We start from the raw sequence: 14,680 nt of genomic DNA on the forward strand, positions 1-14,680 counted from the left end.
GAAGAGGGTATTGGACTAATCGCGGTTTTTGTTCCGAAAAGATAGTGCCGACATTCCGGTGACTTTGCTGAATAATCTCGAGAAGTAGGGGTAATCCTCGAAACCTAGGGCATCGGCGATTTCTTTTACTGACTTGTCAGAATGATAAAGCAGGCGTTTGGCTTCTAAAATGATACGCTGTTGGATATGATAGGACACAGGGTAGCCGGTGACGTCTTTGACACATTCATTCAGATAGGGGGTAGAGATATTGAGACGCATAGCATATGCAGCAGGTCTTTTTATAGCGAGAAAGTCACGTTGCAGGGAAGCCTTAAATGCTTTTGTGATAATCTCAGATCGGGAAAGTTTGTCGACAGGTATAGCGCCCTCGAGGTACATCGAAGTCAAGAGCCCGATCAAAGTATTACAGCTATCTTTTAGCAAGGATTGATGTAACTGCTTTTGTTTACGGTCGGATAATGTAATGCATAAAGAAACGCTAGTTTCCAAAATAGAAAATATTTCCTCAGAAAGTCGAAGCGGTTTTAATGGTGTCATTTCTTCCAGCAATTGCAGATATTCTGGATTTATATGTTCACTATTAATCCCCAAAAAACTGCCACCTACTTTTTTCATCGCCACAATGCGATGTACTTGATGTGGGTGAATATAGAGGATGGAGTAGGGGGGTATCGTATATTGCTGAAAATCAATTTCGATTTCGGTGGTGCCATTTTCCAACAGAAAGAAGGAGTGATAGTCATCCCGATGTGATCGTCTTGCATCATCCAGATTCAAGAGGTCCTGTTCATCGAAAGATGCTTTGGCTATAATAATTCCCGAACTGAAAGCATCAGTCATTGTTTTAATAGGAATGGAACTGTTTTTCTTACGCATAATGCTAACGACTATATCTTAAAAGCTGAGCACAGCACGCGCTGTTTGGTATAAAAATTTATAAAAAATAGAAACACGCAATTGAAATAACGGTATTTTATTCGACAATTGTTCTAAAAGTGAGATTAATCCTTGGAGAGTGAATCTTTTTAGTAGGTGGCAGTCGATGTAGCCAATGGGATTGCGTCTCATCTTTCATGACCAATAAACTGCCATGTTCTAAGATCAATCCTACATTTTCTTTCGTTTGTTTATGCTTAAAAGCAAATTTACGGACAGCCCCAAAACTCAATGATCCGATAGCACCATTTTTCTTTAAATCTTTTTCGCCATCACTGTGCCATGCCATACCCTCATCCCCGTTATGGTAGAGATTTAATAAGCAAGAATTGAACGTTTCTCCCATTGTTCTTTCAACTATTTCTTTTAGTTCCAATAATTCTATTGACCAAGGAAGAGCATGCTTGGTTGTATTGGAATAGGTATACTCAAAAGGTTTCTCACCGTACCAAGCGACTTTTCTTTTCGTTAATATATGTTTACCAAAAATAACGGCTTCATCGTTACGCCATTCGATGGCTGTCAATAGTTTTTCATAAAAGTAATCTGCACGTTCCTGTCCCACTACTTTCCCATAATAATGTACTGTTCCGTCCTTTGGAAGCCAATTTTTCGTACTATCAATCGGATATTCAAATAATTCCATACATAATGTTTAAATGGTGGTGCTTCGTATTATAATTCCTGCTGTGTTTTGGCACTTTCCCATCCTATAATAGCTGTTTTTCGAGTTGGTCCCCACATGTATCCTCCTGTTATGCCAGAAGATTGGATAATGCGGTGGCACGGAATAAGAAATGCAATGGGGTTACTGCCAACAGCTGTGCCAACAGCTCTAGCTGCTTTTGGATTTCCGATCTGTTCTGCTATTGTTCCATATGTAGCCAGTTTCCCCATGGGAATTTTGAGTAAACTCTCCCACACACGCAATTGAAAGTCGGTGCCTTTGAGATGTAATTTAATCTGTGAAAGAGCAGACCAATCGTTTTGAAAAATGGAGAGGGCATTTTGTTGCAGATCATCATCCCGTTGCTGAAATAGGGCATTTGGAAACTTAGCCTGTAAATCGGTGAAAGCTTTTGCTTCATTACTTTCAAATGCGATATAGCATACTCCTTTGGCTGTAGATGCAATAATTATTGGGCCAAAAGGACTGTCTGCATAACGGTAATTGATCTTGAGAAATTGACCTCCATTTTTATATTCAGCAGGAGTCATACCTTCGATATTGATAAATAGATCATGTAAACGGCTGCTGCTCGAAAGTCCGGTATGGTATGCGGCATCAAAGAGTGTAAGTTCTTTGTTGTCATCAAGCAGTTTCTTGGCATATTGCAAACTGATGTACTGTAAAAATTTTTTAGGACTTGTACCTGCCCAGTCAGTAAAGAGCCGTTGAAAATGAGCGGGGCTTAAATGAATTTTTTCAGCGACTTCATCCAAGTTTGGCTGTTCCTTAAAATGATGTTGAATATATTCGATAGCTGAAGCTATTCGATTGTAGTTGAGATTTGATTGTGTTTCCATTTTCATTTTAATTTATACCCAAATTTCATCATGATTGTCGCTGTTTACAATCCGAAACATGCGGAGTTTTGATTAGGCCTGATCATTTTAACCATTTTGTAATTGATAAATGGTACATTTTTTAAAATCACTTCCTGCTCCTTTACGGTTGTAAATCCCATTTTTATAAAAAATGGTTTTGCCGTCTTGCTTACATCTGCCGTTAAACGATCGGTGTTCAGTCGCCTTGCCTCTGCTTCTATATATTGGTAGAGCTGGGATGCTATTTTTTGACCCTGGTAATCTTTATGAACAAAAAATAAATCAATATAACCACCTTCAGCTAAGGTGCAAAAGCCGACAATACTGTTGTTTAACGCTGCTATGAGTACATACTGCTCCGTTAACACCTGAGTCCATCGTTGCATATTCTCACTGCTGGAGCTCCAAACCGCTACCTGCTCTGCGCTATAATCTTGGATGCAAACGCGCTTAATAGTATCGACAAACAGTTCCTGCAGGGAAACAATATCATGAAGGGTGCCAAATCTAAACGTAATTTTTTCCAAAATATACTGGTATAATGTTTTTCCTTTGATTGTATGGGCTACTCTAGACCATTCTTTTTATTGATATGATGTACTGCTGATTGATGAGTCAAACTTAATAATATTGTCTTTTATATCCAAAGTACTGGCTTGACAATTCATGTTCATTGCGCAAATTGCTTTACTATTATTTGCAATACGCAGTGATTTTAGATTTTTGATGATGAGGTTTTTTAGTTTTAGTCACAAAAAAATATCAGGGTGCTGCTGTGGGCTGTTTCACCGTAATATAGGATTTACCTAAAGATGCTGGATGGAATGAAATGGGGAATATGTGCGTTAGAAATTATAAAAAAAGCAGCGTTTAATACTATTAAACGCTGCTTTTGTGTGTCCCCGAAGGGAGTCGAACCCATATCAACAGAACCGGAATCTGCAATTTTATCCATTAAACTACAGGGACATGCTAGCAAAGATATACTATTTCATGAAAAATGAAAATAGCTAAATGCAATCTCTTGCCAACATCCTCATCTTTAGTCAATAAGATTTAAAGTTACATTTACTGAAATGTCTGGAGTACCGCCACCAATGCTTTGGTAGCTTGAATTGTTCCAGTCTGCTGCGGTAACCTTTGTTTTATTTAGACCGTGCATCAAGACAATTTTCATTGGAATAGCACTTGCTTTGTCTAATACTTTCCAGTTGCTTTTTAAACCTACCTGTTGATCTAAATACGTAAAGGTGATCTGCTCCTTTGTAGGGCCTACGAAGAAAAACTGATGCTCATCGGCATCGTCAGAAATTTCCTGTTGTACCTCATGTCCATCAAAATCTTTTAATTTGATATCTAAATCATAGTTGCCTTTTTTTAAGTTTAACGACTGTGGTTTTGTATCGGTAGCATCGATGATAACTTCGACTTTGGCATTTGTTGTTTTTTCTGTAAAACTTAAAGTCATGGTTTTCATTTCTTCATTATCATGTTCGTGGACAGGATCGTCTTTTTTACATGAGTTGAAAAGGAGAACTGCTGCGATCAGTACTAATTTGCTGCTGTTAATGATTTTTTTCATGATAGCTGTATTTGTTATGATTAGAATGTGTAATTAATTGTCAACTGTATATTTCGGCCTACACCATGACTGTAATAACGGAATAGATCTGTGTAAGATTTGTACGTGCTATTGAATATGTTTTCTACCAAAAGACGAGTTTGCAATTTATTGTTGCCAATAAGAGAGCCTAAACTAATGGAACCATTGATAAGCTGATACGCCGATGGTGCGGGAGCCATCTCCATACTTGCTGTTGTTAAAAACTGTTTGGCATAGATTTCTTGACCTAAGGCAAATTTCACGTCATGCATCCAGTTCGTCTTGCCCTTTGTTGTAAAAGCGATTTCATGTGTATACGATAGGGGCGGAATAAGAGGCAGATAGTTTTTTTCATCTAGGTTACGGGCGTAGATAAATGAGGTGTTTGCACTGTAATCTAAATGTTCACTGATGGCATATTTTCCCTGTACATCAATTCCGGCCAATAATGCATTGTTTTGACTATACTGCCAGATCGGAAATGTACCTGAAAGATTTTGTACGTATTCTTCGGTCGGTTTTACGTAAATGTAATTATTGATGTAGTTAGCATAGATGTCAATGTTTAAGAAATTTTTCTGCTCATGGATATTTAAACTGGTGATCCACTTTAATCCTTTCTCTGCTTTTAATGCCGCATCTCCTCTTTCATAGCGTGCTGTACTTTGGTGTACGTTTTGGCTGTACAGTTCTTGTGCAGATGGAGCTCTCCAGGCAAGTCCTAAGTTTGATTTAAGAGTCATATGGTTGTCGACAGTATAGGATAAACCGAGGTTGGTCGACAAGTTATGAAACTGATTGTCGCCACCATAAGCTTTACCATAAAAGTCATACCCTGCAGCATCGAAATTCTTAAAATCATAACGAGCTCCTAATTCGTAGGCCAATCGGTCTTTTTGCCATTGATATATACCGTATGCTCCGATATTAAAGGCATTGTAATTAGGAATTAATGGGGTATTAAAAGTCCCAGCAATATTATTGTTAACTTGTGTCTGCCCCTGAAGGCCTGTGATAAATTTTTGATTTAAGCCCTCAATAGTATAAGATGCATCAAGTGCATGTGTCCGTAAAACCATATCCATGCTTGGAATTGCGCTACGGCCTGCACGTCTTTTATCATATTCCTGCCGGTGGTTATTCTGGTAAGCATATTTTATGGATAAGGTTTTAGCATCGCTCAAGCGCTGGCTGTAAGCAAACTGAAATACCTCGTGTTTAACCTCTTGACGGGGAGCATCAATTTGGTATGAGAATCCGAAGAGTTCGCTGGGATACGGTCTCCCATAGGCTAGACGTTCCTGAAAAGAAGTAATATCGCCGATATGAGTAGAAGATAAAATGCCCGCTTCATTGTGATATTGTTTATAGGAAGCTTCAAAATTAGCGTCTTTATATTGATAATTTACTGCAGCATTTAGGTTGTAAATGCGCTGCCCGGTATTGTTCAGATAATAATTGGGAGTTTTTCGATTACCACTTTTGCTGTAGTTTCCATTGAAAGACCATTTCAGTCCCGCTATGGGAGTGATGCCCTCCAGGTTTAATGCGCTTTGCATACCTCTGCCATTTGTGAAACCGTTTAGACTAACTTGCCCTCTAAGACTATCAATTTTATTCCAGGGCTTAGTGGAAAGCAGAATTGCTCCACCTAATGCTTCACCACCATAACGTAAGCTTTCTGCTCCCTTTACGACCGTAATCGCATTCGCCGCGTACACATCAATTTCTGGAGCATGGTCATTACCCCATTGCTGACTTTCGAGTTTCATACCATCATTAAGTATCGCCAAGCGATTGCCATAAAGACCGTTAATAATGGGCTTATTGATGGTAGATCCGGTCTGTAGGAGATGGACTCCGGAGATGTTTTTTAAAACTTCTGCTAGCGAACGGTTTCTATTTTCAGTTAAAGCTGTCGCATTGACCTGTTGTGCAATCTGTGTTTTGGCGGCAACCTGATAACCGTAAACCTGTGTCTCGGCGAGTCTCTTAACGTCTTTTTTTAGTCTTATCAGTACGGGACGGTCATTTTTCACATAAGTAGTGTCATTTTCGTAGCCAACGAGTGAAGTCACTAATTTTATCGGGAAGTTCTGTTCAGTACTAAATTGAAATTCACCCGAAAAGTTGGAAGTTATCGCTTTCTTATGTCCTTCGTAGTGAAGGTTAGCTCCATGAATGGGACTGGTGTTTTCTAGCGCAATGATCTTTCCGCTTATTTGTCTTTTTTGTGCAAATAGGCTGTATGAAGGCCATAATGAGATGAATACGGGTGCCAATATAGAGATGACGCTGAACTGTTTTGTCATGCTTAAATTAAATTACGCCTCAAAAATACAACATTGTTGCATTAAATTAAAATAATAATGCAACAATGTTGTATATAATTTAAAAAGTCATGGTTTATACCGTTTTATAGTACAAATGGATTACCCCTTTATTTTTTTGAACCGTGGAGATTGGTCCAAATAATCAAAGTGGTACAGGTATCAACTAACGAATAAGTTAACTGTAAAAAATTAGGGTTGTGATTTTAGAGTTGTAAATATCCGATTAGGAACGGGGATGATATTGGGTAATCACGCTCTGTAGATAATCGCGGTCGATATGGGTGTAGATTTCTGTAGTTGTGATACTTTCGTGCCCCAGCATATCTTGTACGGCGCGTAAATCTGCCCCACCTTCCACAAGATGAGAAGCAAAGCTATGTCTAAAAGTGTGCGGGCTAATGTTTTTTTGAAGACCAATTTTTGTAGCCAGCTCTTTTATGACAATGAATACCATAACACGAGATAAAGCAGCTCCACGCTTATTTAGAAAGACAAAATCTTCCTGCCCCGACTTGACTTTAATGTGCGGTCGGACTTCATTGATATAAATTTTCAAGTATTTAATGGCTTGGCTCCCGATTGGAATCAGACGTTCTTTATTACCCTTTCCTTCAACTTTGATAAATTCTACGTCTAAGTAAAGATTTGATAGTTTAAGACCTACCAGCTCCGAGACTCGAAGTCCACATCCATACAACACTTCCAGAATTGTTTTGTTGCGCATACCTTCGGGAGTTGATAAGTCGATGGCATTGATAAGTTGATCGATTTCTTGGATGTTAAGCACACTAGGTATCTTTCGTGCAATTCGAGGGGCTTGAATTAATTCGACTGGATTATTTTCCCAATCGTATTCCAAGAGTAGGAAATTATAAAATGTTTTAAGTCCTGACAATAGGCGTGACTGCGTGAAGGGAGAAATACCGAATCCATTTATCCAGATCAGGAAGCGCTGTATATCCTTACTGGTTATTTGTTGCAATGTCAATTTATTTTCTTCACTGTATACTTCCAGTTTGGAAACATCATTGAGGTAAGCTTCAATAGAATTATCGGACAGACCGCGTTCAAATTTCAAAAAACGGCCGAATTCTCGTTTTAAAAGCAACCAATTATTTTCTTCCTTCATGCATAACAAAAATACAATAGATTAATTGTACTTTCGAACATTAATTTTATAAAACAACTAAATTAAAAACTTAAGGTAAATCAAAAACATGAGATTTATTAAACCAATTGCATTAACATTTTTGTTGCCAACTCTTTATTGTACAACCCCTAGTACTGCGGCAACATCACTTCGTGCTGAAGCGAGAGCAATTTTAGCACAAGACACCGTTAGTTGGAATCAAAAACTTCCTTTTGATAATGAGGTGCTTACAGGTAAACTTAAAAATGGTTTCACTTACTACATCCGTCGGAATGTAGAACCAGAAAAAAGGGTTACGATGTATTTAGCAAACAAAGTAGGTTCTATATTAGAAACAGATGACCAATTAGGCTTGGCTCACTTTTTAGAACACATGAACTTTAATGGTCTAAAACACTTTCCTAAAAACGAGTTGGTCAATTACCTACAAAAAGCTGGTGTTCGTTTTGGCTCCGATTTGAATGCTTATACCGGATTTGATGAAACGGTTTATCAGTTGCCCATTCCATCTGATGATCCTGAACTGTTGAAAAATGGTTTACAGGTGATGCGCGACTGGGCACAAGATGCATTGCTTGCTGATGATGAGATTGATAAAGAACGCGGTATTGTGATGCAGGAAATGCGTGGCGGACGTGGTGTAGGTCAACGTTTGCAGGATCAATATTTTCCAATTGTTTTAAATGGATCTCGCTATTCTAAACGTTTACCGATCGGAACAGAAAAAATTATTACAACTTTCAAACCGGAGACGATCCGGAAATTTCATCAAGACTGGTACAGACCGGACTTACAGTCTATCATCATTGTTGGTGATATCGACGTGAAAGATATGGAAGCTCGAGTTAAAGCCTTATTTTCGGATTTAAAAGCTCCTGCTAAAAAGCTGGAACGTACCAAGTATAATGTTGATTTATTGAATAAAAATCAATTTATTGCCATTACAGATCCTGAACTTCCTTATACAGTTGCTCAGATTATGATCAAAAGTAAAGAGGAAAAAACAGTGACCGTAAAAGATTATCGCAAACAGTTACTGATTTCGGCATTTAACTCGATCGTTGCCGATCGTTTTTCTGAAATCATGCAACAGGCAGATGCTCCTTTTATGCAAGCTGGAGGCAGTATATCTGGTTTCATTGCCGGATTAGATGTGTTTTCGTTGATGGTAGTTCCTAAACCAAACCAATTGGAAGTAGGATTTAAAAAGATGATGACAGAATTTGAGCGCATCCAAAAATTTGGATTTACACAGTCTGAATTGGATAGAGCCATCGTTTCAATGAATAAAGGTAATGAGACTGCTTATATAGAAAAGAGCAAGAAAAAATCGGATAGTTATGTGGGTCGTTATTTGAATAACTTCTTAAAAGATGATGCCGCATTAAGTAACGATGATAGTTATAAAATAACAAAACAGCTATTACCAACATTGACCTTGAAAGAAGTTAATGCACTGATTTCAAAATATTATACTGATCTGAACCGTGATATCATCATCATGGGGCCGGAGAAAGATAAAGCTACTTTACCTGCTGAACAAACAGTCAATAATTGGATAAAGGAAGTGGAGTCTCAGAACTTAACAGCTTATGAGGATAAGGTTTCTAAATTGCCATTATTATCGAAGGAACCTGTTAAAGGATCTGTTGTTTCCAATAAGGAATTAAAAGAGATCAATGTAAAAGAATTGACCTTAAGCAATGGTGTCAAAGTAATCTTGAAACCTACCAATTTCAAGAATGATGAAATACGTATCTCAGCTTTTAGTCCAGGTGGTTCTTCTTTATATCCAGATGCAGATTATTATTCAGCGAGTAATGCTGCGGGTCTAGTGGATGCGAGTGGTGTGGGTCAATTGAATAATGTTGAATTACAAAAGTATCTCACAGGTAAAAATATCGGGATCACACCGTATATTTCAGAAAGATATGAAGGAATCTATGGAAGTTCGGACAAAGAAGGTTTAAAAAATGCTTTTGAATTGATTTATGGCTATTTTACTGAACCTCGTCTGGATCAGGATGTTTACCAAAGTATCATCGCCCGTTCTGTAGGAAGTTTAGAAAATAGAGATAGTGATCCGTCAAATGTTTTCTCCGATAAAGTGAAAGAAACGCTTTATGGGGATAATATCCGCAGAAAAAATGCGACTGCCGATTTAGTGAAAACTATTGACAAAGATCGAGCTTTTCAAATTTATAAAGAGCGATTTGCTGATGCTTCGGACTTCACCTTTACCATCGTAGGTTCTTTTACTGAAGAAGAAATTAAACCTTATTTAGAAAATTACTTAGCGGCCTTGCCGAATCTTGGACGTAAAGAGTCTTATAAAGATTTAGGTATAGTAGAACCAGCTCAAGGAAAGCGTGTTGTTGTTCATAAAGGGAAAGAGGATAAAGCTTCTGTACAATTAGCTTATTATGGTGATTATACTTATTCGGAAAGCGAAAATATCAATATGGAAGCCTTAGAAAGTATCTTGACCATTAAATTATTAGAACGTCTTCGTGAAGCCGAAAGCGGGGTTTACAGTGTGGGCGCTTCTGCTAATTACGGCAAGTTGCCACGTCAACGCTATAGTTTTGGTATCGGCTTTGGCACGGCTCCGGATAAAGTGGATGTGCTGATAAAATCTGCTGTAGATGAAGTCTCTAAAATTAAGAAAAGTGGACCTGTAAAAGAGGATATTGATAAATTTGTTATTGAACAAAAGCGTCAATTAGAGCTACAGCTTAAAGAGAATGGATTTTGGGTTAGCTATCTATCAGGATCTTATCAAAATCAAGAGGATGTAACGGAAATCTTGAGAAAATTAGATGACCTGAGTAAAGTGTCTGTAGAAAGTGTAAAAGCTGTCGCTGATAAATATTTAAAAGAAGACCGCATGTTTGAATTTATTTTGTTACCAGATGCAAAATAGATCTTAAAGTCTAAAAAAGAAAGCTCCTGAATACTATTCAGGAGCTTTTTTTATGTCATATGACGCTGATGATCAGCATCTATTTTATCTTTTTGAAGTTATAGAATTCTTCTAATTCTCCTTTAATTTCTTTACCTTCCATATCTAATTTCTTCATCATACCTTCACCGACTTTATATTTGCTTTCGCCATCTTTCTCCTTTAAAATAATCGAGCCGCCGTCTGGAGTCCATGTGAACGTACCAGTTTCTTTAAAAGGTCCACCTTTTTCAAGATACTGTTCAGATTTTTCAAAAGTTCCATCCATATTTAAGGTTAAGATAACATGAATGCCCGAACAGTCTGCACATGGAAGAGTTCCTTCGTAGGTTCCAGCCCAATCAACAGAGTTTTGTGTATTATGCTCATCGTGAAATGCCGTATCTTGTTTAGTAGCAACTGTACTGCTGTCTTGTGCTGTTTTTTCTTTTGTTTGTGTTGGATTTTGGCAAGATGTAAATGAAGCAGTAATTACGAATAAGCCTATGAAGATTTTTTTCATTATAATATGTTTTATTTCTAAAAACGTGATGTATTAATGTATGTACTTTTGCAATTTTTGTATTGTTTTAAGAGCTAAAACAATACTGTTCGTTTATAGTTTTTGTAATATACTTAAAAATGCAAAATATAACTATTTCTTTTCAGAGTGACCTAAATCTTTATCCGGGTTAATGTGATCTCTTATCAACTGTTTTAATTCCTTTATTTCAGGAAACCTTCCCATTTCTTTACGGTCAAATATGGGTTGCTGATCGATTGAAATGGAGTATTTACCCGCTATTTCACTCGGAATCAGTAAGACACCATGAATATCTTCTGTAAAAGTACTTAAAATTTCTTGCGCCATATAGGCCGCGCGTAACATCCAGTTACATTTCGGACAGTATTCAACTGAAATTGTAGGTTTTGATATATCCATCTTTCTATATAGCTTATATGGCGAATATAAGGGATTTATTTTTATATTCTTAAACTGTGCTATTACTATTTACTGTGCAGCAATACGGATAATTGTCGTGTTTATCAGCCAATTTTGAATGAGGTCATGGCAAGAGATCCTCCTATAGAGTTGTCGTTAAACAGCAGTAAATCATCTTGTCTATCTTTTAGTGCCAGGCTGTAGATCGTGGGAAGATAATGTTCTGGTGTGGGTATAGCTAAATCAAATGCTTTTCCCTGATTCCGGAAGTCGATCAAAGCTTTGTGATTACCATCTAAAATGTAATTTTTCATTTTTTCTTTTGCTTCCTGAGCCCAGTCCCATGCAAATCCCGCCTCATTTAATTTATCCCAGGCTACCATACGCAGGTTGTGGACCATATTGCCACTGCCTATTATCAATACACCTTTGTGACGTAAGGAAGCTAATTCCTGTGCTAATTCATAATGGTAAGACGCAGGTTGCGTATAATCGATACTCATTTGAATAACCGGAACCTCAGCATCTGGGTATAAATGCTTGACAACAGACCATGCCCCGTGGTCAAGGCCCCACTTATCATCCAATAATACATCAGTTTTTGTGATGATTTTTTTTGTTTCCTGTGCAAGTTCAGGGCTTCCGGGAGCTGGATACTGTACATCAAATAATGCTTGAGGAAATCCGCCAAAATCATGAATTGTCGGAGGATTATCCATAGCAGTAACGAATGTACCACGCGTTTCCCAGTGCGCTGAAATAACTAATATTGCTTTTGGTTTTTGAAAAGTCTTACCGATATTTCGGAATCCGTCCACAAATTCATTTTCTTCGATCGCATTCATAGGACTTCCATGTCCCAAAAATAACACGGGAAACTTCTCGGTTGCTTCAAAATTTTTAGATAAGTTGCGTAAGGAGTTTACTTTTAAAGCAGCTCCTGTTAAAGGTAATACAGCCATAGCGGTTATAAATTTTTTTCGATTCATGCTATTAACTCCTGGTGATATATTGTTGTTGACAGCTTTTTAATAGTTAAAACAAATATCTGAAGTATAACAGGAGGATAGGTATTGTTTTTTGGTAATAATGTTGTACTATTTGGAAATGATTGCTTTTATATCAGTCCTAAATTCTGTAGGCGTCTGCCCCGACTTTCGCTTAAAAACATTTGTAAAGTAGGCTTTATCACTGTATCCTAATTCAAATCCAATTTCCGAAATTGTTTTATCGGTATTCATCAACAAATTTTTAGCTTCTATCAATTTTCTGGTTTCAATAATTTCGGAAACACTTTGCTGTAATATTTGATGACAGATCATATTAAGACCACGTGCACTCATAAAGAGTTTTTCCGCATAAAAATTTACGGATTCTGGGCGATGATAATTTTCTTCTAATATGGTTAAAAAGTTTTTAAATGTTGTACTAGAAGTCGATGAATAGGGTATGCCTTCTGGAAACTGTTTCCGATATTCGGATTCGATCATCGTAAATAAGGTGCTTAATAATTGTCGGACGATACCCAAATCACTTTGTGTTTCGTGCATTTCATCGGCTATCATTTGAGCTATATGAACTATTCTTTGAAAACAAGCGGATGGAGTGATCCTAAATGTAGCTTGGTCATGAAAATGATTGTACAGTTGAAAAGTCGTTTCGGCAATAAATTCACTTTTGAATCGCAATACCCAAAATAGACATTTTCTTGCTTTTAGCTTAGGTTTTACGCGATGTGTTTTTCCTTTGGTAACAAAACTTATAAATGGTGCTGCATAAGTTTCGGATTTAAAATCAATAAAATGTTCTAATTCTCCTTCAATACCAATAATTAACTCTTCGAAATCATGGTGATGAACATTATTTTCGCTTTGGGCGATGCGGTTTGCTTCAGCTACATCGACTTGATATATTTTGAAAATTTCCATCAAAACTTTTTTGATTTCTTGTTGATTTTAAAGTTATAAAAAAAATGCAAAACCTTTGTTATATATCGGTTTATTTCACTTTTGTGTATTAGGCATAGTGGTCTTCAATACCATGATAGTGAGTATGTGAAAAATCAGCTTTATAGTAAGCAAGAGATGGGCGAGGTGCTTACAGCAATTGGACCTAATAATAGGGATTGGATTTGTGTTCGTCAGTATAATGATAAAGCAGCTCTTTAAACCAATTGAATCTGGAGAAAACTGCTGTTGTTAGCAGGGTGATACCATGTTATAAGCAAGTAGGAATCTTGTTCGCATATAATGGAGGTATAACAGGGGGATAAGAGGGGGTTTAGAGGGGGTTAGTAGAGGTAAACCCCTAGAAACCCCCTATAAACCCTCAGTAATCTCTATATAAATCCCATCTTAAATAATAATCAGTTCCCTGTCAGTTCCGGATCAGGTTATAATATGCCTTATTCCGGAGTATCTGTACGGAGGGGAGCTGGCTATAGTAAAACACCCCGACTTCTCTGGACCCTTTTGTAGTATATAGTAATATAGTATAAAGTAAAGATGTCGGCCCTGCGGAAAGCATGAGGAGACATGGATCACCTTATCAGTAATAGTAATAGTAATAGTAATAGTAATAGTAATAGTAATAGTAATAGTAATAGTAATAGTAATAGTAATAGTAATAGTAATAGTAATAGTAATAGTAATAGTAATAGTGTCGATGATGCCGCTGTACTGAAAAAGATATAATTTCTGCGGAACCATCTCCTAAAAGCATACTGCATCCATGAAAGACGGTTCAGGACGAACAGTTCCCCCGCTACCCCTTTTTATAGTTTAAAGCCAGGATTGTCCGTTTCTCAGCCCCTGTAATAGGTCATAGGTAAATTTATCGGTCAGGTTATAAGCTGTTTACCCGTTCACAGCAAACTATTTCCGGAAAAGATTAGGAAGTGATTATAAAAAGTCCCTATCTTTGCACCACTCCGCAAGGGAGGAACGGCTGATCCGAAAGGATGGGCACTGAAAAAAGAAGGGTTTAATGAAGATTAAACGCAGAAACAGCAGGGAAACAAAAAAAATAAATTTTCACATTTATTTTGGAGAAACCAAAAAGATTTCTACCTTTGCAGTCCCAACGGAAACGAAGGGAAACGGAAACAAGATCGATAACGGCGCAATGCCGACATCATAAAAGCCGAAGCGAGATGCGGAAGCGACAGAAGTTCTTTAAAAATATAATCATGTAACGTAACGAGTAGTGTTGAGAAACGACGAAA

At 37.4% G+C, this 14,680-nt stretch carries 12 protein-coding genes and 1 tRNA gene; 1 reads left to right on the forward strand and 12 read right to left on the reverse strand.

The features are described 5' to 3' along the window. Positions 1–15 precede the first annotated feature (15 nt). From JAZ75_RS16730 to xerD, 8 genes are all read right to left on the reverse strand, one after another. Positions 16–879: an AraC family transcriptional regulator gene (locus JAZ75_RS16730; protein ID WP_208696792.1), complete on the reverse strand. Its 864-nt coding sequence runs from the start codon at positions 877–879 to the stop codon at positions 16–18. Between the two features lie 97 nt (positions 880–976). Continuing rightward, positions 977–1,585 (reverse strand): alpha-ketoglutarate-dependent dioxygenase AlkB family protein, encoded by a 609-nt coding sequence (locus JAZ75_RS16735; protein ID WP_208696793.1) that lies wholly within the window; start codon positions 1,583–1,585, stop codon positions 977–979. Between the two features lie 29 nt (positions 1,586–1,614). Next, positions 1,615–2,466, reverse strand: a complete 852-nt coding sequence (locus tag JAZ75_RS16740; protein WP_132772738.1) for a methylated-DNA--[protein]-cysteine S-methyltransferase — start codon at positions 2,464–2,466, stop codon at positions 1,615–1,617. 44 nt (positions 2,467–2,510) lie between these two features. Further along, positions 2,511–3,014 (reverse strand): GNAT family N-acetyltransferase, encoded by a 504-nt coding sequence (locus JAZ75_RS16745; RefSeq protein WP_232789238.1) that lies wholly within the window; start codon positions 3,012–3,014, stop codon positions 2,511–2,513. 370 nt (positions 3,015–3,384) lie between these two features. Further along, positions 3,385–3,456 (reverse strand) — tRNA-Arg (locus tag JAZ75_RS16750). Positions 3,457–3,529: 73 nt separating this feature from the next. Further along, positions 3,530–4,069, reverse strand: a complete 540-nt coding sequence (locus JAZ75_RS16755) for a hypothetical protein (RefSeq protein ID WP_021191776.1) — start codon at positions 4,067–4,069, stop codon at positions 3,530–3,532. Between the two features lie 20 nt (positions 4,070–4,089). Further along, the gene (locus tag JAZ75_RS16760) at positions 4,090–6,402 is read right to left on the reverse strand and encodes a TonB-dependent receptor (RefSeq protein ID WP_208696795.1); all 2,313 of its coding nucleotides are present in this window, start codon (positions 6,400–6,402) and stop codon (positions 4,090–4,092) included. A 244-nt stretch (positions 6,403–6,646) separates the two neighbouring features. Further along, positions 6,647–7,552, reverse strand: coding sequence for a site-specific tyrosine recombinase XerD (gene xerD / locus JAZ75_RS16765; RefSeq protein WP_021191774.1), 906 nt, complete (start codon positions 7,550–7,552; stop codon positions 6,647–6,649). 88 nt (positions 7,553–7,640) lie between these two features. On the opposite strand from xerD, the gene JAZ75_RS16770 reads away from it, so the two are divergent. Then, a complete protein-coding gene (locus JAZ75_RS16770) occupies positions 7,641–10,496 on the forward strand; it encodes a M16 family metallopeptidase (protein ID WP_132772741.1) in 2,856 nt (951 codons plus the stop codon). A 79-nt stretch (positions 10,497–10,575) separates the two neighbouring features. On the opposite strand, the gene JAZ75_RS16775 is transcribed toward JAZ75_RS16770, so the two are convergent. From JAZ75_RS16775 to JAZ75_RS16790, 4 genes are all read right to left on the reverse strand, one after another. Continuing rightward, positions 10,576–11,037 carry a copper resistance protein NlpE gene (locus tag JAZ75_RS16775; RefSeq protein ID WP_132772742.1) on the reverse strand — a complete coding sequence of 154 codons (462 nt, stop codon included), beginning with the start codon at positions 11,035–11,037 and terminating at the stop codon, positions 10,576–10,578. Positions 11,038–11,169: 132 nt separating this feature from the next. Next, entirely contained in the window at positions 11,170–11,457 is a 288-nt protein-coding gene (locus JAZ75_RS16780; RefSeq protein ID WP_021191773.1) for a SelT/SelW/SelH family protein, read from the reverse strand. Between the two features lie 104 nt (positions 11,458–11,561). Continuing rightward, positions 11,562–12,446, reverse strand: a complete 885-nt coding sequence (gene ygiD, locus JAZ75_RS16785; protein ID WP_232789239.1) for a 4,5-DOPA dioxygenase extradiol — start codon at positions 12,444–12,446, stop codon at positions 11,562–11,564. Positions 12,447–12,554: 108 nt separating this feature from the next. After that, positions 12,555–13,385: an AraC family transcriptional regulator gene (locus JAZ75_RS16790; RefSeq protein ID WP_208696797.1), complete on the reverse strand. Its 831-nt coding sequence runs from the start codon at positions 13,383–13,385 to the stop codon at positions 12,555–12,557. Positions 13,386–14,680 lie beyond the last annotated feature (1,295 nt).

This window comes from Sphingobacterium sp. UDSM-2020, from assembly GCF_016132525.1.
GTDB lineage: Bacteria > Bacteroidota > Bacteroidia > Sphingobacteriales > Sphingobacteriaceae > Sphingobacterium > Sphingobacterium anhuiense.